Annotated in this window: 25 protein-coding genes; 24 read left to right on the top strand and 1 reads right to left on the bottom strand. The window is 61.0% G+C overall.

Features of this window, described 5'->3' with window-relative positions; all coding sequences use genetic code 11:
* Nucleotides 1–28 precede the first annotated feature (28 nt).
* From fdhF to AKL28_RS04930, 16 genes are all read left to right on the top strand, one after another.
* A complete protein-coding gene (fdhF, locus tag AKL28_RS05000) occupies nucleotides 29–2,905 on the top strand; it encodes a formate dehydrogenase subunit alpha (protein ID WP_050466970.1) in 2,877 nt (958 codons plus the stop codon).
* Between the two features lie 152 nt (nucleotides 2,906–3,057).
* The gene (gene fdhD, locus AKL28_RS04995; RefSeq protein WP_050466969.1) at nucleotides 3,058–3,903 is read left to right on the top strand and encodes a formate dehydrogenase accessory sulfurtransferase FdhD; all 846 of its coding nucleotides are present in this window, start codon (nucleotides 3,058–3,060) and stop codon (nucleotides 3,901–3,903) included.
* Nucleotides 3,904–3,947: 44 nt separating this feature from the next.
* The gene (locus tag AKL28_RS04990) at nucleotides 3,948–4,175 is read left to right on the top strand and encodes a formate dehydrogenase subunit delta (protein WP_050466968.1); all 228 of its coding nucleotides are present in this window, start codon (nucleotides 3,948–3,950) and stop codon (nucleotides 4,173–4,175) included.
* A gap of 126 nt (nucleotides 4,176–4,301) precedes the next feature.
* Nucleotides 4,302–4,538: a hypothetical protein gene (locus AKL28_RS24795; protein WP_169801845.1), complete on the top strand. Its 237-nt coding sequence runs from the start codon at nucleotides 4,302–4,304 to the stop codon at nucleotides 4,536–4,538.
* 25 nt (nucleotides 4,539–4,563) lie between these two features.
* A complete protein-coding gene (locus tag AKL28_RS04985; RefSeq protein WP_174525377.1) occupies nucleotides 4,564–5,625 on the top strand; it encodes a LacI family DNA-binding transcriptional regulator in 1,062 nt (353 codons plus the stop codon).
* Between the two features lie 162 nt (nucleotides 5,626–5,787).
* A complete protein-coding gene (locus AKL28_RS04980; protein ID WP_050466967.1) occupies nucleotides 5,788–6,591 on the top strand; it encodes a transporter substrate-binding domain-containing protein in 804 nt (267 codons plus the stop codon).
* Nucleotides 6,592–6,756: 165 nt separating this feature from the next.
* The gene (locus AKL28_RS04975; protein ID WP_082221372.1) at nucleotides 6,757–7,557 is read left to right on the top strand and encodes a transporter substrate-binding domain-containing protein; all 801 of its coding nucleotides are present in this window, start codon (nucleotides 6,757–6,759) and stop codon (nucleotides 7,555–7,557) included.
* 140 nt (nucleotides 7,558–7,697) lie between these two features.
* Nucleotides 7,698–8,393: an amino acid ABC transporter permease gene (locus AKL28_RS04970; protein WP_050466965.1), complete on the top strand. Its 696-nt coding sequence runs from the start codon at nucleotides 7,698–7,700 to the stop codon at nucleotides 8,391–8,393.
* Nucleotides 8,393–9,043, top strand: a complete 651-nt coding sequence (locus tag AKL28_RS04965) for an amino acid ABC transporter permease (protein WP_050466964.1) — start codon at nucleotides 8,393–8,395, stop codon at nucleotides 9,041–9,043. Before AKL28_RS04970 ends, AKL28_RS04965 begins: the two co-directional genes overlap by 1 nt.
* Nucleotides 9,030–9,764: an amino acid ABC transporter ATP-binding protein gene (locus AKL28_RS04960; protein WP_050466963.1), complete on the top strand. Its 735-nt coding sequence runs from the start codon at nucleotides 9,030–9,032 to the stop codon at nucleotides 9,762–9,764. The genes AKL28_RS04965 and AKL28_RS04960 overlap by 14 nt, the downstream gene beginning before the upstream one ends.
* Nucleotides 9,761–10,504 (top strand): sugar phosphate isomerase/epimerase family protein, encoded by a 744-nt coding sequence (locus tag AKL28_RS04955; RefSeq protein ID WP_050466962.1) that lies wholly within the window; start codon nucleotides 9,761–9,763, stop codon nucleotides 10,502–10,504. The genes AKL28_RS04960 and AKL28_RS04955 overlap by 4 nt, the downstream gene beginning before the upstream one ends.
* 13 nt (nucleotides 10,505–10,517) lie before the next feature.
* Nucleotides 10,518–11,468, top strand: coding sequence for a sugar kinase (locus tag AKL28_RS04950; protein WP_050466961.1), 951 nt, complete (start codon nucleotides 10,518–10,520; stop codon nucleotides 11,466–11,468).
* Nucleotides 11,469–11,503: 35 nt separating this feature from the next.
* Nucleotides 11,504–12,463 carry a 2-hydroxyacid dehydrogenase gene (locus AKL28_RS04945; protein ID WP_050466960.1) on the top strand — a complete coding sequence of 320 codons (960 nt, stop codon included), beginning with the start codon at nucleotides 11,504–11,506 and terminating at the stop codon, nucleotides 12,461–12,463.
* Nucleotides 12,464–12,811: 348 nt separating this feature from the next.
* Nucleotides 12,812–13,567 carry an electron transfer flavoprotein subunit beta/FixA family protein gene (locus tag AKL28_RS04940; RefSeq protein ID WP_050466959.1) on the top strand — a complete coding sequence of 252 codons (756 nt, stop codon included), beginning with the start codon at nucleotides 12,812–12,814 and terminating at the stop codon, nucleotides 13,565–13,567.
* 13 nt (nucleotides 13,568–13,580) lie between these two features.
* On the top strand, nucleotides 13,581–14,510 hold the full coding sequence (locus AKL28_RS04935) for an electron transfer flavoprotein subunit alpha/FixB family protein (RefSeq protein WP_050467074.1): 930 nt from the start codon (nucleotides 13,581–13,583) through the stop codon (nucleotides 14,508–14,510).
* Between the two features lie 132 nt (nucleotides 14,511–14,642).
* Entirely contained in the window at nucleotides 14,643–16,427 is a 1,785-nt protein-coding gene (locus AKL28_RS04930; protein WP_050466958.1) for an acyl-CoA dehydrogenase, read from the top strand.
* A gap of 97 nt (nucleotides 16,428–16,524) precedes the next feature.
* Here the strand turns inward: AKL28_RS04930 and AKL28_RS04925 are convergent, their stop codons facing one another.
* The gene (locus AKL28_RS04925; protein WP_050466957.1) at nucleotides 16,525–16,947 is read right to left on the bottom strand and encodes an NINE protein; all 423 of its coding nucleotides are present in this window, start codon (nucleotides 16,945–16,947) and stop codon (nucleotides 16,525–16,527) included.
* A 314-nt stretch (nucleotides 16,948–17,261) separates the two neighbouring features.
* Between AKL28_RS04925 and rpsP the strand changes: the two genes are divergently transcribed.
* The 8 genes from rpsP (at nucleotide 17,262) to AKL28_RS04885 (ending at nucleotide 22,119) form a co-directional block, all read left to right on the top strand.
* Nucleotides 17,262–17,516, top strand: a complete 255-nt coding sequence (gene rpsP, locus AKL28_RS04920; protein ID WP_008116712.1) for a 30S ribosomal protein S16 — start codon at nucleotides 17,262–17,264, stop codon at nucleotides 17,514–17,516.
* A gap of 67 nt (nucleotides 17,517–17,583) precedes the next feature.
* On the top strand, nucleotides 17,584–18,162 hold the full coding sequence (gene rimM, locus AKL28_RS04915; RefSeq protein WP_050466956.1) for a ribosome maturation factor RimM: 579 nt from the start codon (nucleotides 17,584–17,586) through the stop codon (nucleotides 18,160–18,162).
* Between the two features lie 67 nt (nucleotides 18,163–18,229).
* On the top strand, nucleotides 18,230–18,979 hold the full coding sequence (gene trmD, locus AKL28_RS04910; RefSeq protein WP_050466955.1) for a tRNA (guanosine(37)-N1)-methyltransferase TrmD: 750 nt from the start codon (nucleotides 18,230–18,232) through the stop codon (nucleotides 18,977–18,979).
* Nucleotides 18,980–18,995: 16 nt separating this feature from the next.
* Entirely contained in the window at nucleotides 18,996–19,199 is a 204-nt protein-coding gene (locus AKL28_RS04905; RefSeq protein ID WP_156226237.1) for a hypothetical protein, read from the top strand.
* Nucleotides 19,190–19,567, top strand: a complete 378-nt coding sequence (rplS, locus tag AKL28_RS04900) for a 50S ribosomal protein L19 (protein ID WP_050466953.1) — start codon at nucleotides 19,190–19,192, stop codon at nucleotides 19,565–19,567. The genes AKL28_RS04905 and rplS overlap by 10 nt, the downstream gene beginning before the upstream one ends.
* A gap of 98 nt (nucleotides 19,568–19,665) precedes the next feature.
* Nucleotides 19,666–20,337, top strand: a complete 672-nt coding sequence (locus AKL28_RS04895; RefSeq protein WP_050466952.1) for a CoA pyrophosphatase — start codon at nucleotides 19,666–19,668, stop codon at nucleotides 20,335–20,337.
* Nucleotides 20,338–20,452: 115 nt separating this feature from the next.
* Nucleotides 20,453–21,412, top strand: coding sequence for a CobD/CbiB family protein (locus AKL28_RS04890; protein ID WP_050466951.1), 960 nt, complete (start codon nucleotides 20,453–20,455; stop codon nucleotides 21,410–21,412).
* Between the two features lie 353 nt (nucleotides 21,413–21,765).
* On the top strand, nucleotides 21,766–22,119 hold the full coding sequence (locus AKL28_RS04885) for a DUF3579 domain-containing protein (RefSeq protein WP_050466950.1): 354 nt from the start codon (nucleotides 21,766–21,768) through the stop codon (nucleotides 22,117–22,119).
* Nucleotides 22,120–22,328: the final 209 nt, after the last annotated feature.

The raw sequence follows: 22,328 nt of genomic DNA, 5'->3' as shown, positions 1-22,328 counted from the left end.
TCTGCATCGAATCGTAAGGAGTTGCACCATGAACCAGCTCAATGAAACGGATTACGGCACGCCGGCGCGTGTCTCGGAACAGGAAGTCACGCTGGAGATCGACGGCGTCGCGGTTACCGTGCCGGCCGGCACATCGGTCATGCGCGCGGCGGTCGAGGCCGGCGTCAACGTGCCCAAGCTGTGCGCTACCGACAGCCTGGAGCCCTTTGGCTCCTGCCGCTTGTGCCTGGTCGAAATCGAAGGCAAGGACGGCCGCAAGATGAAGGGCTATCCGGCCTCTTGCACCACACCTTGCGAAAGCGGCATGAAAGTGCAGACGCAGACCCCCAAGCTGGCCGAGATCCGGCGCGGCGTGATGGAGCTCTACATCTCCGACCACCCGCTGGACTGCCTGACCTGCCCGACCAACGGCAACTGCGAACTGCAGGACATGGCTGGCGCGGTCGGCCTGCGCGAAGTGCGCTACGGCTACGAGGGCGAGAACCACCTCGAGATGAAGAAGGATGAATCCAACCCCTACTTCACCTACGACCCGTCCAAGTGCATCGTCTGCAACCGTTGCGTGCGCGCCTGCGAAGAGACGCAAGGCACCTTCGCATTGACCATCAACGGCCGCGGCTTCGAGTCGCGCGTTTCGGCCGGGCAGATGGACAGCTTCATGGAATCGGAATGCGTCTCCTGCGGCGCTTGCGTGGAAGCTTGCCCGACCGCGACGCTGACAGAAAAGACCGTGATCATGCTGGGCCAGGCCGAGCACAGCAAGGTCACCACTTGCGCCTATTGCGGCGTCGGTTGCGCCTTCAAGGCCGAGATGAAGGGCAATGAAGTGGTGCGCATGGTGCCCTGGAAGGATGGCCAGGCCAACCACGGGCACTCGTGCGTGAAGGGCCGCTTCGCCTGGGGGTATGCGACCCACAAGGACCGCATCCTCAATCCGATGATCCGCAAGAGCATCAGCGATCCGTGGCAGGAAGTGTCGTGGGAGGAGGCGCTCTCCTATGCCGCCAGCGAGTTCCGCCGCATCCAGGCCAAGCATGGCAAGGATTCTATCGGCGGCATCACGTCCTCGCGTTGCACCAACGAAGAAACCTACCTGGTGCAGAAGCTGGTGCGTGCCGCCTTCGGCAACAATAACGTCGATACCTGCGCGCGCGTCTGCCATTCGCCTACCGGCTACGGCCTGAAGCAGACGCTGGGCGAATCGGCCGGCACCCAGACTTTCGATTCGGTGATGAAGTCCGACGTGATCATGATCATGGGCGCCAACCCGGCCTCGGGCCACCCGGTGTTCGCCTCGCAGATCAAGCGTCGCTTGCGGCAGGGCGCCAAGCTGATCGTGATCGACCCGCGCACCACCGAGATGGTGAAGTCGCCGCACGTGCAGGCCGACTACCACTTGAAGCTGCGTCCCGGCACCAATACCGCGATCATCACTGCGCTGGCGCATGCCATCCTGTCGGAAGGCTTGCAGAAGGAGGATTACATCCGGGAGCGCTGCGACGTGAAATCGTACGAGGACTGGAAAGCCTTTGTGCTGCGTCCGGACAATTCGCCCGAAGCCATGGCCGAAACCACCGGTGTGCCGGCTGAGGCGATTCGCGGCGCCGCGCGCCTGTTCGCCACCGGCGGCAATGCGGCGATCTATTACGGCCTGGGTGTGACCGAGCATGCGCAGGGTTCGACCACCGTGATCGGCATCGCCAACCTGGCCATGTGCACCGGCAATGTCGGCCGCGAGGGTGTGGGCGTGAATCCGCTGCGCGGACAGAACAACGTGCAGGGTTCGTGCGACATGGGTTCCTTCCCGCATGAGCTGCCGGGCTATCGCCATATTTCGGACTCCACGGTACGCGGCCAGTTCGAGCAGGCGTGGGGCGTCACGCTCAATCCGGAACCGGGTTTGCGCATCCCCAACATGTTCGATGCCGCGCTGGACGGCAGCTTCAAGGGGCTGTACTGCGAAGGTGAAGATATCGTGCAGTCCGATCCGAACACCCAGCACGTGGCGGCTGCGCTGCAATCGATGGAATGCATCGTGGTGCAGGACCTGTTCCTGAACGAAACCGCCAAGTACGCGCACGTGTTCCTGCCCGGTTCCTCTTTCCTGGAGAAGGACGGCACCTTCACCAACGCCGAGCGCCGCATCTCGCGCGTACGCAAGGTGATGCCGGCCAAGGCCGGCAAGTCCGACTGGGAAGTGACGGTGGCGCTGGCCGAAGCGCTGGGCTACCCGATGCCGTACAATCATCCTTCGGAAATCATGGATGAAATCGCCGCGCTGACGCCGAGTTTCCATGGCGTCAGTTATGCCAAGCTGGACAAGCTGGGCAGCATCCAGTGGCCGTGCAACGACGCTGCGCCGGAAGGCACGCCGATCATGCACATCGGCAGCTTCATCCGCGGCAAGGGCAAGTTCCTCAACACGCAGTACTTCGCCACCGACGAGAAGGTGACCCAGCGTTATCCGCTGATCCTGACCACCGGCCGCATCCTGTCGCAGTACAACGTCGGCGCCCAGACGCGCCGTACCGAGAACTCGCAGTGGCACAGCGAAGACGTGCTGGAAATCCACCCGCACGATGCCGAAGACCGTGGCATCCGCGAGGGCGATTGGGTCGGCATCGAATCGCGCGCCGGGCAGACGGTGCTGCGCGCGACCGTGACCGAGAAGGTGCAGCCGGGCGTGGTGTACACCACCTTCCACTTCCCGGAATCGGGCGCGAACGTGATCACCACCGACAACTCCGACTGGGCTACCAATTGCCCTGAGTACAAGGTGACGGCGGTGCAGGTGTTGCCGGTGTCGCAGCCGTCCGAATGGCAGCAGCATTACCAGCGCTTCAACCGTGAACAGCTTGACCTGCTGAAGGGAGAGAAGGTCGCGGAGCCGCTGGTGACGAAATAGGCGCATTGCCCATCGCCCCGTCGTCCTGAAGAAAGTCAGGACCCAGCGTCGTTCAGCGGCCCTCGGCGCATAACGAACGTCACTGGGTTCCGGATTTTTTCCGGAACGACGGGATGGTGGTTGATTGGTTTTGAATTGAATAGCAGAGAAGCATGAACGCACGCATCCCTCCAGCCCCCAACGTCGATGAATCCACCGGCGAATATGCAACGTCCGCCCGTGTGACCGTCGACCGCTGGCGCGACGGCCAGCGCGAGACGGTGGAGGATGTCGTCGCCGAGGAAGTGCCGATCGCGCTGGAATACAACGGCATCTCGCACGCCGTGATGATGGCCACCCCGGCTGACCTGGAAGACTTCGCGCTCGGTTTCTCGCTGACCGAAGGCATCCTGGCCGATCCGGGCGAGTTGTACGAATGCGAGATCGTGCCCGGCTGCGAAGGCGTGCAGGTGCAGATGCGCATCGCCGCCGAGCGTTTTGTGGCCCTGAAGGAGAAGCGCCGCAACCTGACCGGCCGCACCGGCTGCGGCCTGTGCGGCGCCGAGACGCTGGAGCAGGCGGTGCGCCATCCCAAGGCCGTGGCGCATGAAGGAGCGCGCTTCACGATAGCGCAGATCCATGCCGCGCTGGAACAGATGCAGGGCGGCCAGCAATTGCAGCAAATCACTGGCGCCACCCATGCCGCCGCCTGGCTGGGCGAAGACGGCAAGATCGCCCTGGTGCGTGAAGATGTGGGCCGCCACAATGCGCTGGACAAGCTGATCGGCGCGCTGGCCGAAGATGGCGCAGACTTTTCCAAGGGGGCCGCCATCATCACCAGTCGCGCCAGTTACGAGATGGTGCAGAAGGCGGCGACGGTCGGCATTGGTTTTATCGCCGCCATTTCTGCCCCGACCGCGCTGGCGATCCGGCTGGCGGAGGAGACCGATGTCACTTTGCTCGGTTTCGTGCGCAAGCAGGGGCATGTGGTGTACGCAAGGCCGCACCGGCTGCGTTGAGTCGATGCGTTCCGGATAAAAGATAAAGACAGCAGGAGGACGACATGAATACCGAGCACCTGATCAAGATGGCCAACCAGATCGGTTCCTTTTTTTCGACCATGCCCGATCACGAGCAGGCAGTGGCGGACCTGGCCTCACACATCAAACGTTTCTGGGAGCCGCGCATGCGCCGTGCGTTGCTGGCGCATATCGACGCCACGCAAGGGGAGGGGGTGAGCGGGATTGTCCTGGAAGCCGTGAGCAAGCATATGGAGCAACTTGCCGCCTGATCCTTGTTGCACCGCGACGCTTGCTCGTTCGCGTTCTGTCCACACTCAAGAGCCGCCATTCTGGCGGCTTTTTTCTTTGTGCCAGCGATGTTCTTCGGATAAGTAAACCTGGTGTGGAGGCGTTTCATGACTGCGCCGCAACACACGCTTTCCCCCGGGGTCTTGCGTGTAGGAGCAAGGGGGCGTGGAGTATTGCTTGTCAGTACATATTCGGAAAACGAGCAACGCTTCACCATTCGCCATCAAATTTTTCATCTGAAAATTGTTTGCCAAACGGTTTTTGCGCTGCTACCTTGGAACCGGTTCCAAAAGATTCAAACAATTGAGCAGCCCGGAACCCAGGAAGCACAAATCGACCGATAACGATCCTCTGATTTGGCGGGCAATAGTGAGACAAAGCATAAAGACAGGCACTGAGCGGGTCACGATCGCGCAGGTTGCGCGTGAGGCCGGCGTGTCGAAAACCAGCGTATCAAGATTTCTCGGCGGCGAGTTCGACGCGCTGTCGGTGCGCCTGCGCGACCAGATCGGCACGACCATCGCCCGGTTGGGCTACCAGCCCAGCCAGATGGCGCGCGGCTTGAAGGGCGGGCGCACCCGGCTGATCGGCATGCTGGTGGCCGACATCCTCAATCCATATTCGGTGGCGGTGCTGCACGGCGCCGAAGCTGCGTGTCAGAAGTATGGCTACACGCTGATGCTGTGCAATACCGGCAACGATGAGCAGCGCGAGAAGCAATCGCTGGCGGCATTGCATTCCTACAGCGTGGAAGGCCTGCTGTTCAATACGCAAGGTCGCAATGTGACGCCGCTCAAGGAGCTGGGACAGGCTGCGTTTCCGGTGGTGCTGCTGGACCGCCGCGTCGAAGGCTGCGATTTCGACCTGGTCGGCTTGGACAACGTCAGTGCCGCGCAATTGGCGACATCCCATTTGCTGGAGCAGGGCTATACCGATATCGCCCTGGTAGTGCAGCCGCTGTATGGCGTGAGTTCGCGCCAGGGGCGCCAGGCAGGTTTTTTGCAGGCCATGAATAGGAGGCCGGATTGCCATGGCGAGACGCTGGAAGTGCATATCGACCAGCCGGGGCATACGGCGACGGTGTTGCATGAGTTTTTCCTGCGTCGCCGCAACGGTGGCGGCCGCATTGCCATCCTGGCCGGCAACGGCATGGTGTCGCTGCAGATCGCGCTGGCGCTGCAGAGCATGAAATTGCGTTTCCCGGAGGACATCGGCTTGCTGTGCTTCGATGAACTTGCCTGGTCGCCATTGGTGGGGGCCGGCATCAGCACCATCGAGCAGCCTACTTATGAAATCGGCTTCACGGCGATCGAGCGTCTGCTGGTTCGTATCAATGGCGAGCGCTCGGGGCGCAAGGAGATTCTGCTGGATGGGCGGCTGGTCAGGCGCGGTTCGACCGCACCTGTCGCGACAGGACATGCAGCGCCGTGAATGCGTCGCTTTTTGGAACCGGTACCTGAAAAATACGGCGCCGGAATGTTGGAGGTGGTTTCAGTAGTTGAAATAGAAAAATGCAGCAGTCATCCAGACTGAAGGATTTTGACAAAAACACTGCCGCGACAGCAGAGCAGTGACTACCAGGAGACAAGCACCATGCGTATTAAAGGGCTGATTCACGCAAGATTCCTCGCTGCCATGTTGGCCGGTTGCGCCATGCTGGCATCCATGCAAGCGAACGCGCAGAGCATTGCCGAGCTGACGAAGAAAGGCAAGGTCGCTATTGGCGTCGTTAGCGGCACGCCGCCATTTGGCAGCGTTGATGCCAAGGGCGTGCCGATCGGATACGACATCGATGTGGCCAACCTGATTGGCAAATATATGGGCCTGCAGGTTGAAATCGTGCCGCTGACGCCGCCGGCGCGTATTCCTGCGCTGGAATCGGGCAAGGTCGATTTCCTGGTCGCCACACTTGCGCCGACGCCTGAACGCGCCAAGTCGGTGCTGTTTACCATTCCCTACAGTGCATTCGAGCTGGCGGTGGTGGCGCCGGTCAATTCCAAGTTCAAGTCGCTGGCCGATCTGGAGAAAAAGAAAATTGCCGTCAATCGCGGCGGCACCAGCGATACGGCGCTGACGCGCCTGGCGCCTCCGGGGACCGTGCTGGTCCGTTTCGAAGACGATTCGACCGTGACCCAGGCCTTGCTCAGCAACCAGGTGGATTCGATCTCGATTCCCAGCACGATGGCGCATGAAATCATCAAGACGCGTGGCGCCGGCAAGATCGAACTCAAATTCGCCTATTCGGTGCAGCCGAATTCGATGACCGTGCGCAAGGGTTCGTATGAACTGCAGCAATGGCTCAACAATTTCATCTATTACGTGAAGATCAACGGCGAGCTGGAAGCTATTGCCCATAAATGGACCGGCTCACCTTTGCCTGACCTGCCGGTTTTCTAAGCGCTTGAAAGAGCGTTGGAACGACAGCGGCGAGGCGTTGAGCGGGTTCCAAGTATTGTTGATGCAGTAAAAAAAGTGGGCGCAAGCCTTTGTTGATGAGGACCGCCGCCGGCATTGCCTATCTGCGGATGGCAAGCGGCGACGATAAGGAGATGAGTCATGAGTATGATTAAAAAATTATTGAATGCGAAATTCATCGCGCTGACCCTGGCCGCGACCTGTGCGGTCGCCGGCGCGGCCAGCGCCGGTGCGCAGAGCATCGCCGAGCTGACCAAGAAGGGCAAGATCACCATCGGCGTGGTGAGCGGCACGCCGCCGTTCGGCAGTGTCGATGCCAAGGGCACGCCGATTGGCTACGACGTCGATGTGGCCAACCTGATCGGCAAGTACCTCGGCCTGCCGGTCGAAATCGTGCCGCTGGTGCCGCCGGCCCGTATCCCGGCGCTGGAGTCGGGCAAGGTCGACATGCTGGCCGCGACCCTGGCGCCGACGCCGGAACGCGCCAAGGCGGTGCTGTTCACGATCCCCTACAGCGGCTTCGAGCTGTCCATCGTCGGTCCGGTCGGTTCCAACTACAAGAAGCTGGAAGATCTGGTGAAGAAGAAAGTCGGTGTTTCGCGCGGCAGCACCAACGACACCGCACTGACCCGTCTGGCGCCTCCGGGCACCGTGCTGGTCCGCTTCGAGGATGACTCCACCGTGACCCAGGCATTGCTGTCCAACCAGGTCGATGCGATCTCGATCCCCAACACCATGGCGACCGAAATCGTGAAGACGCGCGGCCAGGGCAAGATCGAAGTCAAGTTCCCGTACTCGGTGCAGCCGAACTCGATGACCGTGCGCAAGGGTTCCTATGAACTGCAGCAATGGCTCAACAACTTCATCTACTACGTCAAGCTGAACGGCGAGCTGGATGCGATCTCGCGCAAGTGGGCCGGTCCGCTGCCGAACCTGCCAGTGTTCTAAACCAAGGTATCCGGTTCCAAAGAAGTATCGTCCCTGCGAAGGCAGGGACTTAGTCTCTTTATTACGGTTGCCGAAGCATCCAACGCCGCTGGGCCCCTGCCTTCGCAGGGGCGACAACGGCGCAAGGCAAGGAGCACACAATGCATTATGAATTTCAGTTCGCGTTCATCTTTCAGCATCTCGACCAGTTGCTGATGGGCGCGCTGCTCACCATCCGGTTGAGCGCGCTGTCGATGATCTGCGGTTTGGCGGTGGGGATCTTCGGGGCGATCGTGAGCATTCACGGTTCGGCGCCGGCCCGTTTCGCGGTGACCTCCTATGTAGAGCTGATCCGCAGCACGCCGTTCCTGGTCCAGTTGTTCATCATTTTCTTCGGCTTGCCTTCCATCGGGGTGCAGGTCGACGCCAACATCGCCGCGCTGGTGGCGATGACGGTCAACCTCGGCGCCTATTCCACCGAGATCGTGCGCGCCGGCATGATGGCGATCCATCCTTCGCAGATCGAGGCGGCGCAAGCGCTGGCCATGACGCGCGGGCAGGTGATCCGCCATGTGGTGCTCACGCCCGCGCTGGAGAAGGTCTACCCGGCGCTGGCCAGCCAGTTCACGCTGATGATGCTGGCCTCCAGTATCGTGTCGGCGATCTCGGCCGAGGAGCTGACGGCTACCGCCAACCTGCTTGACGCCGAGACCTTCCGCAGCTTCGAGATCTACCTGGTGGTGATGTTCCTCTACATCGCGCTGGCGCTGCTCTTCCGCCTGGCCTTCTGGTTGATCGGCCTGGTCGTGTTCAAACGTCGCCGCCGTCTGGGCGTTCCCCGTCCGAGGAGGATGTAATGCTTTCAGAATTTTCCTTCGACCAGTTCCTGTTCCTGCTGGAAGCGGCGCAGTGGACGCTGCTGCTCTCGGCGCTGGCCTTTGTGGGCGGCGGCATTGCCGGCTTCATCGTGGCCCTGATGCGCACTTCGCATATCCAGGCGCTGCGTTTCATCTCGGCGGTCTACATCCAGATCATCCAGGGCACGCCGGTGCTGATCATCCTGTTCCTGTCGTTTTACGGGCTGGCGATCTTCGGCTACAAGCTGCCGCCGATGGTGGCGGCGACCATCGCCATGACGATTTATTCCAGCGCCTACCTGGGCGAGATCTGGCGCGGCTGCATCGAGGCCGTGCCGGTGCCGCAGTGGGAGGCGTCGACCGCGCTGGCGATGACGCGCTGGCAGCAGTTGCGCTACGTGATCCTGCCGCAGGCCATGCGCATCTCGCTGCCGCCCACCGTGGGCTTCCTGGTGCAGATCGTCAAGAACACCTCGATCGCGTCCATCATCGGTCTGGTGGAACTGGCCCAGGCCGGCAAGCTGGTCAGCAACGCGACCTTCCAGCCGTTCCTGGTGTTCCCTGTCGTCGCCGCCATTTATTTCGTATTCTGTTATCCGCTGTCGCGATTCAGCTTTGCCTTAGAGAGGAAATTACATGCCCATCGTTGAGATTGAGAACATCACCAAGAGCTTTGGCAGCAACCAGGTTCTCAACGGCATCTCGCTGTCGGTCGAACGCGGCCAGGTGGTGGCGATCATCGGCCGCAGCGGCTCCGGCAAGAGCACCATGCTCCGTTGCATCAACGGCCTGGAAAGCATCGACGGCGGCAGCATTACCGTGGCCGGGCACAAGCTGACCAACAAGCATGAGCACCTGATCGAGCTGCGCAAGGATGTGGGCATGGTGTTCCAGCACTACAACCTGTTCCCGCACCTGACGGTGGAGGAGAACATCATGCTCTCGCCGCGCATCGTCAAGAAGATCGCCACCGAAACCAGCCGAGAGACCGCCCTCAAGGTGCTGAAGCAGGTCGGGCTGGAGCACAAGCGCGACGCCTATCCCGAGCAGCTTTCCGGCGGCCAGCAGCAACGTGTGGCGATCGCGCGTTCGCTGGCGATGGAGCCGCAGGTGATGCTGTTCGACGAAGTGACGTCGGCGCTGGACCCCGAATTGACGGTCGAGGTGCTGAAGGTAATGGAAGAGCTGGCGCGCGGCGGCATGACCATGCTGCTGGTTACGCACGAAATGGAATTCGCTCGCCGCGTGGCAGACCTGACCGTCTTCATGCATCAGGGCCGGGTGTGGGAGGCGCGGCCGTCGAAGGAGTTCTTCGCCGATCCGCAGACGCCTGAAGCCCGGCAGTTCATCGGCGCGGGTTCGGTCAAATGACTCCCGTCCTGGTTGCCGCATCCGCTTACGGGGCCGACCTGGTGCGCCGCGTCGGCCATGCCGACCTGGTGCATATAGTGGCCGGGGCCGGCGCGGCCGGACTGGAAATCCGGCGCGAGCTGTTCGACGGTCCTGAGGATTTGCCGGCCTTGCGGGCGCTGATCGCGCAGCGCAAGCTGTTCTCGGTCTACTCGGTGCCGTTCGAGTTGTTCGGCGCAGACGGCAAGTTCGATCGGGCGGCGATCGATCTCGCCATGACCGAAGCGGAAGAGGTGGGGGCGCGTTACCTGAAGGTTTCGCTTGGCCATTTCTCGGCAGCCAGTGATTTGCAGGCGTTGTTGCGTTACGTTTCAAAGGCGCCGGTCGAGGTGCTGCTGGAAAACGACCAGACCGCGCAGGGCGGCAGGCTGGAGCCTATCGTCAGTTTCCTTTCGCTGTGCACCGGAAACGGTTATGCCTTCGGTATGACCTTCGATATGGGCAACTGGCGCTGGCACGGCATCGACCCTGAGCTGGCGGCGCGCACGCTGGCGCCGCATGTGCGCTATGTGCATTGCAAGGGAGTGCGTGAAGACAAGGGCAAGTTGAAGGCGGTGCCGCTGGAGGCGCAGGACGCGCATTGGCCGACATTGCTGTCGCACTTTCCCAAGGGGATACAGCGGGCCATCGAGTTCCCGCTGGTCGGCAGCGATCTGGAGGAAGTCACGCGGCGCTACGTGGCGCTGCTGGCTTCGGTTTGACGGAAAGAGAACAATGAGTGCGGATGCAGTGCAGCTGGATGTGGTGACCTATGGCGAGGCACTGGCCTTGCTGGTGGCCGACGAAGTCGGCGCCTTTGAGGATGTGGAGAAATACACGCGGCGCCTGGCCGGCGCCGAGACCAACGTTGCCATCGGCCTGGCGCGGCTGGGATTGAAAGTGGGCTGGGCCAGCCGCGTAGGCAACGACTCGTTCGGGCGCTTCATCAGGAAGCGCGTGGCGCAGGAAAGCGTCGATGTCAGCCGCGTCGCCACCGATATGGAATTCCGCACGGCGATCCAGCTCAAGGCCAAGGCGGTGGATGGGGCCGATCCGGCGATCGAGTATTACCGCAAGGGCTCGGCCGCCAGCCACTTGTCGGTGGCCGATTTCAATGAGCAGTATTTCGGCAATGCGCGCCACCTGCATGCGACCGGCATCGCGCCGGCGCTGTCGGCAACCACCATGCAATTCGCCCATCATGCGCTGGATTTCATGCGCGCACGCGGCAAGACCATCTCCTTCGATCCCAACTTGCGTCCCATGCTGTGGCCTTCACAGGAGGCGATGACGCGGCAGTTGAATGAACTGGCCTTCAAGGCGGACTGGGTCTTGCCGGGGCTGTCTGAAGGAAAAATCCTGACGGGGTACACTGAAGCACGCGATATCGCCGCCTTCTATCTGGAGCGCGGTGTATCAATGGTGGTCATCAAGCTCGGCGCTGAAGGCGCGTACTGGCGCAATGCCCGCGATGAAGGCACGGTTCCGGGCGTCAAGGTCAAGGAAGTGGTCGATACGGTGGGCGCCGGCGACGGTTTCGCGGTCGGCGTCATCAGCGGCATGCTGGAAGGTTTGCCGGTCGAGCAGGCGGTGATGCGCGGCAACCGCATTGGCGCCTTTGCCATTCAAGTGGTAGGCGACATGGAAGGCCTGCCGACTCGTGCAGAGCTGGAGGCCGTGGGCTAATTCGCTTGACTCAATTCAACAGGACAGGAAGATCGATGAAACAGCGTGTAGTGGTGTACAAGAAATTGCCGGAGCATCTGACGGAGCAACTACAAGCTGAATTCGATGTAACCCTGTTCGACCGCGTCAACGACGGTAATCGCGCCGCTTTCCTCGAAGCGCTCAAGCATGCGCACGGCATCATCGGCGCCAGTTTGCCGATGACCAATGCGATGCTGGACGGTGCGCCGGAATTGAAGATCGCCTCGACCGTCTCGGTCGGCGTCGACAATTTCGATCTGGAATATTTCAAGAAGCGCGGCCTGATGCTGGCGCATACGCCTGGCGTACTCACCGAAGCTACCGCTGACACCATTTTCTCCCTGATCCTTGCTAGCGCACGCCGCGTGGTGGAGCTGGCCGAGTTCGTCAAGGCCGGCAACTGGAAGGGCAGCATCGGCGAAGCGCAATACGGCGTCAACGTGCATGGCAAGACGCTGGGCCTGATCGGCATGGGCCGCATCGGCGGCGCGGTGGCGCGGCGCGCCCATCATGGTTTCGGCATGAAGATCCTGTATAACAACACGCGCCCGAATCCTGAGGCCGAGCGCGAACTGGGGGCTACCTTCGTCAGCAAGGATGAGTTGCTGGCGCAATCCGACTTCGTCTGCCTGATGCTGCCGTTGACGCCGGAGACCGAGAAGATGTTCGGCGCGCGGGAGTTCGGACTGATGAAGCGCAGCGCCATTTTCATCAACGCTTCACGCGGGCGCATCGTCGATGAGGCAGCCTTGATTGCAGCGCTGCAAGACAAGACCATTTATGCGGCCGGGCTGGACGTGTTCGAAGTCGAGCCATTGCCGGCGGATTCGCCGCTGTTGAAGCTTTCCAACGTGGTGGCCTTGCCGCATATCGGATCGGCTACGCATGAGACTCGCATGGCGATGGCTGAGCTGGCTGTGGTCAACCTGATCGCCGGCTTGCGTGGAGAAAAGGTGCCGCATTTGGCGGCCTGATTCCGATCCGTGCAGCGGAACGCCTGGCAGGCGCTTGTGGTTTATCCTGCGACAGGCGGAAATCCCCGGCCAATTTCATTGGCCGGTTACCCGGATATTCCATTCGGCGGGACAGGATATTGCATTGCAATATCGATACGTCGCCATTGCTGAAGTCCGGGCAGCCGCATTCTTCTTGAAGTTTTTTTGTTTGCGGCGGCAATTCCTCTTTCGTTCCAAGAAATTAATGTGTATGCTTCGAATATTAAAAAGAACGATCGTGCTAAATTTTGGTGGCTGCTTCGTTTTGCTTTTATAATTCGGCAAAAGTTTACGTTTACGTCAATTTGATTTTTCAAGGGCCATGCGATGAAAGTATTAGTACCCGTAAAGCGCGTAGTGGATTACAACGTGAAAGTGCGCGTCAAGAGCGACGGCACCGGCGTGGACATTGCGAACGTCAAGATGTCGATGAACCCGTTTGACGAAATCGCGGTGGAAGAAGCGGTGCGCCTCAAAGAAGGCGGCAAGGTCACCGAGGTGATCGCAGTGTCGGCCGGCGTGACGCAATGCCAGGAAACCCTGCGCACCGCGATGGCCATTGGCGCTGACCGGGGCATCCTGGCTGAAGTCGGCGCGGACGTGGAACTGCAGCCGCTGGCCGTGGCCAAGATCCTCAAGGCGCTGGCCGAGAAGGAACAGCCGCAACTGATCATCCTGGGCAAGCAGGCCATTGACGACGACTGCAACCAGACCGGCCAGATGCTGGCCGCCTTGCTGGGCTGGCCGCAAGCCACCTTTGCATCCAAGGTCGTGCTGGAAGACGGCAAGGTGACGGTGACCCGTGAAGTGGACGGCGGCCTGGAAACCCTGGTCCTGACCCTGCCGGCTATCATCACCACCGACCTGCGCCTGAACGAGCCGCGTTATGTGACGCTGCCCAACATCATGAAGGCCAAGAAGAAGCAACTGGATGTCGTCAAGCCCGATGAGCTGGGTGTGGACGTGGCGCCGCGCGTGAAGACGCTGAAGGTCGCCGAGCCCGCCAAGCGCAGCGCCGGGGTGAAGGTGCCGGACGTGGCCACGCTGGTGGCCAAGCTGAAGAACGAAGCCAAAGTTATCTAAGAGGGTAATGAACATGACCGCACTCGTCATTGCAGAACACGACAACGCCAGCCTCAAGGGCAGCACCCTCAACACCATCACCGCCGCCGCGCAAGCCGGTGGCGATGTCCACGTCCTGGTCGCAGGCGCCAATGCCAAGGCAGTGGCCGACGCCGCCGCGCAAGTCGCGGGCGTGACCAAGGTACTGCTGGCCGACGCCGCGCAATTCGCCGACGGCCTGGCCGAGAACGTGGCAGAGCAAGTCCTGGCGATCGCCAAGGACTACAGCCACATCCTGGCGCCGGCCACCGCCTACGGCAAGAACATCCTGCCGCGCGTGGCCGCCAAGCTGGACGTGGGCCAGATCTCCGACATCACCAAGGTCGATTCTCCCGATACCTTCGAGCGTCCGATCTATGCCGGCAACGCGATTGCCACCGTGCAATCGCTTGACGCGATCAAGGTGATCACCGTGCGCACCACCGGTTTCGATCCGGCAGGCCAGGGCGGCAGCGCTGCTGTTGAGGCTATTCCGGCTGTGGCCGATTCGGGCAAGTCCAGCTTCGTCAGCCGCGAAGTTGCCAAGTCCGACCGTCCGGAACTGACGGCCGCCAAGATCATCGTCTCCGGTGGCCGCGGCATGGGTTCATCGGAAAGCTTCAAGATCTTGGAACCGCTGGCCGACAAGTTGAACGCTGCCATGGGCGCATCGCGTGCGGCTGTGGATGCGGGCTACGTGCCCAACGACTGGCAGGTCGGCCAGACCGGCAAGATCGTCGCGCCGAATCTGTACATTGCCGTCGGTATCTCGGGCGCCATCCAGCACCTGGCTGGCATGAAAGATTCGAAGGTGATCGTGGCGATCAACAAGGATGAAGAGGCGCCGATCTTCTCGGTGGCCGACTACGGCATCGTCGGCGACCTGTTCGAGATCGTGCCTGAACTGGTGAAGCAACTGGGCTGATCCAGGCAGTATCCACCGCAGTTTTTGCCCCGGCTTTCGCCGGGGTATTTCCATCCGGCGTCGCTTTGCCGTCGGAGGCATTTTTTCGCAAGCAAGGAACGACGGCAGATCGTTCCTAAGAGGAGGTTGGAGATGAGTTACACCGCGCCATTGAAGGATATGTTGTTCGTCATGAACGAGCTGGCTGGGCTGGCCGAGGTCAATGCCATGCCGGGCTGCGAAGATGCTACGCCGGAGACGGCCGAGGCCATCCTGGAAGAAAACGCCAAGTTCTGCAGCGAAGTGGTGGCGCCTCTGAACCATTCCGGCGACCAGCAGCCAAGCTCCTGGGCCGATGGCAGCGTGACTACCAGCGCCGGTTTCAAGGAGGCTTTCCGGCAGTTTGGCACCGCCGGCTGGCAGGGCGTGCAGCATCCGGTCGAATTCGGCGGCCAGGGTTTGCCCAAGTTGCTGGCGACTCCCTGCATCGAGATGCTGAACTCGGCCAACCTGTCCTTCGCGCTGTGCCCGTTGCTGACCGATGGCACCATCGAGGCGCTGATGACCGCCGGTACCAAGGAGCAGCAGGACACCTTCATCGCCAACTTCATTTCCGGCAAGTGGACCGGCACCATGAACCTGACCGAGCCGCAGGCCGGTTCCGACCTGGCGCTGGTGCGCACGCGCGCGGTGCCGCAGGGCGATGGCACCTTCAAGTTGTCCGGTACCAAGATCTTCATCACCTATGGTGAGCACGATATGGCGGAGAACATCGTGCATCTGGTGCTGGCGCGCACGCCGAACGCACCGGAGGGCGTCAAAGGCATTTCGCTGTTCGTCGTGCCCAAGTTCCTGGTCAAGGCCGATGGTTCGCTGGGCGAGCGCAACGACGTGCATTGCGTATCGATCGAACACAAGCTTGGCATCAAGGCCAGCCCGACCGCGGTGCTGCAATTCGGCGACCATGGCGGCGCCATCGGCACGCTGGTGGGCGAGGAGAACCGTGGCCTCGAATATATGTTCATCATGATGAACGCGGCGCGCTTCGCAGTCGGCATCCAGGGACTGGCGGTGTCCGAGCGCGCATACCAGAAGGCCGTCGCTTACGCCAAGGATCGCGTGCAGTCGCGTGACCTGGCCGGCTCTGCTGGTGCAGTCACCATCATCCACCAGCCGGACGTGCGCCGCATGCTGATGTCGATGCGCGCGCAGATCGAGGGCGCGCGTGCGCTGGCTTATGTTGCCGCCGCCACTTCGGACGCGGCGCACTTCCATCCGGATGAGGCGACGCGCAAGGCCAACCAGGCTTTCTATGAATACCTGGTGCCCGTCGTCAAGGGCTGGTCGACCGAGCTGGCGATCGATGTCACTTCAACCGGTGTGCAGGTGCACGGCGGCATGGGCTTCATCGAAGAGACCGGCGCCGCGCAGTACTACCGCGACGCGCGCATCCTGTCGATCTATGAAGGCACCACTGCGATCCAGGCCAACGACCTGGTCGGCCGCAAGACCGCGCGCGATGGTGGCGCGGTCGCCAAAGGCATCATCGCCCAGGTGCGCAAGACTGCCGCCGGGCTGGAGGGCGATGCCGAGTTGAAATCCATCGGCCTGCGCCTGAACGAGGCGGCCGGTGCGCTGGAAGAAGTGGTCGATTACGTGGTGGGCAACATCAAGGGCGACATCAAGTCGGTCTTCGCCGGCAGCGTCACCTACCTGAAGATGGCCGGCGTGGTGCTGGGAGGCTGGCAGATGGCGCGCGCTGCAGCCATTTCCGCAGACAAGCTGAAGGCAGGCGAAGGCGACGCCAAGTTCTACGAAGCCAAGCTGGCGACCGCACGCTTCTTTGCCGACCAGATCCTGCCGCAAGCGCTGGCTTATCGGACTGCCATCGTCGATGGCGCGCAATCGGTGCTGGCGCTGACCGAAGATCAGTTCTGACCGATCCCCACCTTCCTGCGGGGGGGGGGGGAGAAGCAAAAAAGCCCGGAAGGCCGCTGCAGGCCTCCCGGGCTTTTGCTTTCGTGCCGGCCGGTGGTCAGCCGAACGCGCCGCCGGTGAAGAGCAGGTCGAAGCTGCGCGCAATCAAGGCAATCAGCCCCATGGCACCCAAGCCTACTGTCAAGATGATGATCACGGCCAGGATCCAGTGCGATTCCGATTGCCGGCCGCTGGCGGGGTTATGCCTGAGATCCCATTTGTCGTCGGGGGTTAGGCCGATTATCAGCGCCTCCAGGCAGCCGCACAGGATGGACAGTACAAAGGGCAGGGCGGTGAATAATTGCGGCGCCTGCGGATTGGCGGCCATCAGCGCCAGCGAGAGCGGAACCGAGAGCACGTGCAGCCAGCCGAAGCGGTCGCGTATGCCATAGAGGTAAAAGCGGTGGAGTCCGATGCCGCCCAGCACGGCGGCGATCAGGGTGGCCAGGGTTTTGTTCTTGTGCGTGGTTGGGTTGCTCATGCCTTGTCTCATTGTGTCCGTGGCGTCGTGGCCGGCGGCGATGTTGTCGTAAGGGTATCGGGCAAGTATAGCTGATCGGCGCGTACATCTTACTTGCGGGAAATGGCCGAGCGTCTCTTGCTGTTTTGATATCAGTGAGGGCAGGATGAGCTTGTGTGGCCCTTGCCGTGATGTAATTTGGCGTCAGAATCGGTGGTTTTTGCGACCTTTCTGCGTTGGTTAAGCACACAAAAGCGGTAATCAGGTTGCCGTGAGGTGTGGAAGTCCGTTATAATTTGCGGCTTTTCCGTGTCCGTATTCTTACTGGAACCATTATGGTCGTTATTCGTTTAGCTCGTGGCGGCGCCAAGAAGCGCCCCTTCTACAACATCGTTGCAACTGATTCGCGCAATCGCCGCGATGGCCGTTTCATCGAACGTATCGGCTTCTACAACCCGGTTGCATCGGGCAAGGAAGAAATCGTGCGTATCGCTGCAGACCGTCTGGCCCACTGGCAAGGCGTTGGCGCACAACTGTCGCCGACCGTTGCTCGTCTGGTTGCCGACGCTGGCAAGAAGGCTGCTGCTTAATTAAGTTTGTCCGGCCTGTTTTCGCGCCCGTTGCGGCGCATGGAAGCAGGCCAGATGTGGCGTATCAGTGAATAATCCAGTCCAGGCAGGCATCGAAGCACCCGGCGATCTCGTGACCGTCGGCCATGTGACGGGAGCTTATGGCATTCAGGGCTGGATTCGCGTGCGCCCGTATTCGGCCGAAGCAGATGCTTTGCTGAATGCGAAAACATGGTGGCTGGAGAAGTCCGGCCTGCCGAAGCAGGATATCGAAGTCATGCAGTCCAAGGGGCATAGCGGCGATGTCGTCGCCCGCCTGACCGGCGTGGCGGATCGCAATGCTGCGGAAGCACTCAAGGGCAATGCGGTCTATATCTCCCGCAAGCACTTTCCTGCGCTGGATGACGATGAGTTCTACTGGGTCGACCTGATCGGCGCCTCTGTGGAAAACCTGCAGGGCGAACAGCTGGGTGTGGTGGCCGACATGATGGACAACGGCGCCCATCCCATCCTGCGCGTGGCAATGCCGGTGCAGGAAGCTGAACAGGACGCCAAAGGGAAGCCGGCTGGCGCACCTGAGTTGCTGATTCCGTTTGTCGGCCAGTTCGTCAAGACAGTGCAGCAAGCAGAAAAGAAGATTATCGTCGACTGGGGACTGGACTACTGACTGCGGTCAGTTTTTTCATTTCCGGCCTCGCCGATATCAAACAAGGTTTTATGGAAATGGAGGCGTGATGCAGTTCGATGTCGTCACTCTGTTTCCCGAGATGTTCGCGGCGCTGACGCAGTCGGGCATTACCCGCCGGGCGCTGGAGCAGAAACGCTGGGATTTGTCGCTGTGGAATCCACGCGACTTCACCACCGATAACCATCGTACCGTGGATGACCGTCCTTACGGCGGCGGTCCCGGGATGGTGATGTTGGCCAAGCCGCTGCAGACAGCTATTGGTGCTGCCAAACAGCGCCAGCAGGACTTGGGCCTGGTTGCGCCGCGCGTGGTTTACCTGTCGCCGCAAGGCGCGCCGCTCACACATGAACGTGTGGTCAGGCTGTCGCAGGATGCAGGTGTGGTGCTGCTGTGCGGACGCTATGAAGCGATCGACCAGCGCTTGCTCGACAAGCATGTGGATGAAGAGATCAGCATCGGCGATTTTGTCCTCTCCGGCGGCGAGCTGCCGGCGATGGCGCTGATGGATGCGGTGATCCGCCTGCTGCCAGGCGCCCTCAACGATGGCGCGTCGGCGGTGGAAGACAGTTTCGTCAACGGCTTGCTCGACTGTCCGCACTATACGCGGCCGGAAGAGTATGAAGGCGAGGCGGTGCCTGCCATTCTGCTCGGTGGCCACCACGCCGAGATCCAGAAATGGCGTCGCCAGCGGGCGCTGGAGGCGACCCAGGCCAAGCGCCCCGACCTGATTGCCAGGGCGCGCGAAAATGGCTTGCTGAGCCGTGCCGATGAAAAGTTTTTGAGCGGTTTGCAGTAAGATGCAGGCCGTGCCGATGCCGCAGCAATACGAGGCATCGCGTAAAGAAGTAGCAGATGTGGCAGTACCGGCAGCTTTGCTGCAAAGGGCTGCAACATGCAACAACGTGCAGCGGTTTTTCGTCGCTGTAATTGAAACCCCATCCTCTACTGGGCAACAAGGTATGCCGCAAGGCGCCGGGCGCCAGCAAGATGGTTACAGGAGCAAAAAATGGATCTGATCCAGCAACTCGAGCAAGAAGAGATCGCGCGTCTCGCCAAGAACATCCCCGACTTCGCACCCGGCGACACCGTCATCGTGAGCGTCAACGTGGTTGAAGGCACCCGCAAGCGCGCCCAGGCCTACGAAGGCGTCGTGATTTCGCGCCGCAACCGTGGTCTGAATTCCAACTTCATCGTCCGCAAGATTTCGTCCGGTGAAGGCGTGGAGCGTACTTTCCAGTTGTACTCGCCGCTGATCGCTTCGATCGAAGTCAAGCGTCGTGGCGATGTCCGCCGCGCCAAGCTGTACTATCTGCGTGAGCGTTCGGGCAAGTCGGCTCGTATCAAGGAAAAGCTGCCAAGCCGCGCTGCAAAGGCTGCAGAGTAATCTCCGGCATGCTGATGCATCAGGAAAAGGGGTGTCTCGCGACGCCCCTTTTTCATTTCCGCCCGATTCTGAGTTTCCAACACTAAGCCGATCATATCGTGGCCAGTTTCGATCCAGTCACTCTTCCAGTCGATGCCATCGCCGGCGAGCACGCGCTGGAGATGGCGCGCCTGAACGCCGACTGGTTGCGCCGGCGCTTCGCCGATCCGCCGCGTTGGGAGCCGGAGCACAGCGGCGACCAATTGGCCCGCCTGGCCGACGCCAAGGGGCGTTTTCGACTGGCTTCGGTGCTGATTCCCATCGTGTTGCGCCCGGAAGGCCTGACCGTACTGTTTACCCAACGCACTGCCGACCTGAAGGACCACGCCGGCCAGATCAGTTTTCCGGGCGGGCGGCGTGAAGACTACGACAGTTCGGCCATCGAGACCGCGCTGCGCGAGACCGAAGAGGAAATCGGCCTGCCGCGCAGCCATGTCGAAGTGATCGGTTCCTTGCCGGATTACCTTACCGGCACCGGCTATCGCGTCACCCCCGTTGCCGGCTTGATCCAGCCGCCGTTCGATACCGTCGCCGACCCGCGCGAGGTGGACGAGATCTTCGAGGTGCCGCTGGCGTTCCTGATGGATGGCCTCAACCACCAGCGCCGCTCGGTGGACTTGCCGCAGCCGGTGGGCCGCCGCAGCTTCTATACCATGCCTTACCAGCGCTATTTCATCTGGGGTGCCACGGCCGGCATGCTGCGCAATCTCTTCCATTTTCTGCGCAGTTGAAGCATGGGCGCAGGCAGCGCTTGCCATGCATTCAATCCCGCCAGTGAATCAATTGTTTGATTCCCATCATGCACTGCGCTATCGTATGGCCTATAGGGATCCATAAGGCTGCTTGATGACATTTCTCTCCATTCTCTTTGCGCTGTTAATCGAACAACTCAAACCACTGCGTGCGGATAATCCGATTTATGCATCGATCAAATCTTTCGCCGGCAGCATAGAGGGCTGGTTCAATGCCGGCCACGCGCACCATGGCCGGCTAGGCTGGGCGGTGATGGTCGGCGCATTGACCATTCCTGCCGCGCTCATCTACTGGCTGTGCGTGCACATCAGCCCGATTGCCGCTTTCGCCTGGAACGTGCTGATTGTCTACCTGACGCTGGGATTTCGGCACTACAGCCATTACTTCACCTCGATCCAGCTGGCCTTGAACAGCGGCGATGAAATGACGGCGCGCGCACTGCTGGCCGAATGGACCAAGCAAGACACCGCCGGCATGGACGTGAGCGAAATCTCGCGCATTGCCTCCGAACGCGCGCTGATCACTACGCATCGCCATGTGTTCGGCGTGTTCTTCTGGTTCCTGATGCCGGCCGGCCCTGCGCTGGCAGTGATGTACCGTGTTTCCGAATACCTGTCGCGCGCCTGGAATGAGCCCGATCATATGAAATACGAGGCTTTCGGCCGTTTTGCCGCGCGCGCCTTCTATTGGATCGACTGGATTCCGGCGCGCATGACCGCGGCCGCGTTTGCGGTAGTAGGCAACTTCGAGGACGCGATCTACGCCTGGCGCAATTTCGCCAGCCGTTGGGATGATGAGGCGGCCGGCATCATTCTGGCCGCAGGCGGCGGTGCGATGGGCGTGCGTTTCGGTACCCCCAAGGAAACCGCAGCCGGCATCATCCTGCCGGTCGATGCCGCCACGGTCGACACCTTGCCGGAAGAAACCGATGGCCTGCCCGGCGATACGCCGTCCCCGCGCACGCTGCAAAGTACGGTAGGCCTGGTATGGCGCGCTTTGCTGCTCTGGATGTTCCTGCTGCTGCTGCTGTCGGTAGCGGTGTGGATGGGGTGACGCCATCGGATAGACAACCAAGCGGGCTCAGGCCCGCTTAGTTTTTGGAACGTGAAAATGCGCATCCCGGTATACTTCCGGTTCTGTGCATGAAAGGTACGAAAACTTGCTGGAAAGCATCGGATGCAAGTTTGACAAAACTGCAGCCTGGCAATAGGAACGGCAGCAAGCAGCAGGGGGGGGCGGGGAGGCCAGCAGGGCAGAAGACCGGTAGAACCCAAGTCTTCTATAAGATATAATACATAGAGCCGTAGGCACCCACGCATCAATTGCGAAGGCACCTCGGAAATCAGGGCTCCAGTCCCAACAGGACAAGGGCATTCGGTTGCAAGCGCTTTAGAAGAACTGCACGTATGGCTGATCCCATCAAACCCTCCAACGCGCCGGCACAAGAATTCATCATTCTCGGGCAAACCTCGGATGGCAGGCAGTTTCGTCCCAGCGACTGGGCGGAACGGCTGTGCGGCGTGATGTCGTGTTTCCGCCCTGAAGGTTCGGGCGGACGTAATGCCCACCTGAAATATTCTCCCTACGTATTGCCGACGATGATCAACGGCATCCGTTCCGTGGCGGTCAACCAGGCGCTGCGCGATCTCGACCCGCTGGCCTACCACTTCGTCGTCAACTTCGCCAAGGACAATGACCTGCAGGTGCTCGACGCCTGTGTCTTGCCAGATCCCCCCTCGCGCGACAAGCAGGGCGGATAACTCCACTTGCATGGCGGCGCCGCAGGAACGCGCCGCACCAGCATCAAAACGCCAGCACCTCCAGCCGCTGCTTCCTGCAGAAGGCCCCGCCAGCAGCTAAACTAACGATGTTTTATGTGCCGCCCGGCCATGCCGCGCGGTTTCGGTTTCAGCATCTCATATTGCTCAGCCGGTAGTCTTAGAGCGTATTAGGTACTTTTCCAGGCCCC

Source organism: Herbaspirillum chlorophenolicum, from assembly GCF_001189955.1.
GTDB lineage: Bacteria > Pseudomonadota > Gammaproteobacteria > Burkholderiales > Burkholderiaceae_D > Herbaspirillum > Herbaspirillum chlorophenolicum.
This window is presented reverse-complemented; position numbering and strand designations above follow the sequence as displayed.

Coding starts and splice junctions, on each gene's coding strand:
- fdhF (WP_050466970.1), top strand. CDS start 29: ATGAACCAGCTCAATGAAACGGATTACGGCACGCCGGCGCGTGTCTCG.
- fdhD (WP_050466969.1), top strand. CDS start 3,058: ATGAACGCACGCATCCCTCCAGCCCCCAACGTCGATGAATCCACCGGC.
- AKL28_RS04990 (WP_050466968.1), top strand. CDS start 3,948: ATGAATACCGAGCACCTGATCAAGATGGCCAACCAGATCGGTTCCTTT.
- AKL28_RS24795 (WP_169801845.1), top strand. CDS start 4,302: ATGACTGCGCCGCAACACACGCTTTCCCCCGGGGTCTTGCGTGTAGGA.
- AKL28_RS04980 (WP_050466967.1), top strand. CDS start 5,788: ATGCGTATTAAAGGGCTGATTCACGCAAGATTCCTCGCTGCCATGTTG.
- AKL28_RS04975 (WP_082221372.1), top strand. CDS start 6,757: ATGATTAAAAAATTATTGAATGCGAAATTCATCGCGCTGACCCTGGCC.
- AKL28_RS04970 (WP_050466965.1), top strand. CDS start 7,698: ATGCATTATGAATTTCAGTTCGCGTTCATCTTTCAGCATCTCGACCAG.
- AKL28_RS04965 (WP_050466964.1), top strand. CDS start 8,393: ATGCTTTCAGAATTTTCCTTCGACCAGTTCCTGTTCCTGCTGGAAGCG.
- AKL28_RS04960 (WP_050466963.1), top strand. CDS start 9,030: ATGCCCATCGTTGAGATTGAGAACATCACCAAGAGCTTTGGCAGCAAC.
- AKL28_RS04955 (WP_050466962.1), top strand. CDS start 9,761: ATGACTCCCGTCCTGGTTGCCGCATCCGCTTACGGGGCCGACCTGGTG.
- AKL28_RS04950 (WP_050466961.1), top strand. CDS start 10,518: ATGAGTGCGGATGCAGTGCAGCTGGATGTGGTGACCTATGGCGAGGCA.
- AKL28_RS04945 (WP_050466960.1), top strand. CDS start 11,504: ATGAAACAGCGTGTAGTGGTGTACAAGAAATTGCCGGAGCATCTGACG.
- AKL28_RS04940 (WP_050466959.1), top strand. CDS start 12,812: ATGAAAGTATTAGTACCCGTAAAGCGCGTAGTGGATTACAACGTGAAA.
- AKL28_RS04935 (WP_050467074.1), top strand. CDS start 13,581: ATGACCGCACTCGTCATTGCAGAACACGACAACGCCAGCCTCAAGGGC.
- AKL28_RS04930 (WP_050466958.1), top strand. CDS start 14,643: ATGAGTTACACCGCGCCATTGAAGGATATGTTGTTCGTCATGAACGAG.
- AKL28_RS04925 (WP_050466957.1), bottom strand. CDS start 16,947: ATGAGCAACCCAACCACGCACAAGAACAAAACCCTGGCCACCCTGATC.
- rpsP (WP_008116712.1), top strand. CDS start 17,262: ATGGTCGTTATTCGTTTAGCTCGTGGCGGCGCCAAGAAGCGCCCCTTC.
- trmD (WP_050466955.1), top strand. CDS start 18,230: ATGCAGTTCGATGTCGTCACTCTGTTTCCCGAGATGTTCGCGGCGCTG.
- AKL28_RS04905 (WP_156226237.1), top strand. CDS start 18,996: ATGCCGCAGCAATACGAGGCATCGCGTAAAGAAGTAGCAGATGTGGCA.
- rplS (WP_050466953.1), top strand. CDS start 19,190: ATGGATCTGATCCAGCAACTCGAGCAAGAAGAGATCGCGCGTCTCGCC.
- AKL28_RS04890 (WP_050466951.1), top strand. CDS start 20,453: ATGACATTTCTCTCCATTCTCTTTGCGCTGTTAATCGAACAACTCAAA.
- AKL28_RS04885 (WP_050466950.1), top strand. CDS start 21,766: ATGGCTGATCCCATCAAACCCTCCAACGCGCCGGCACAAGAATTCATC.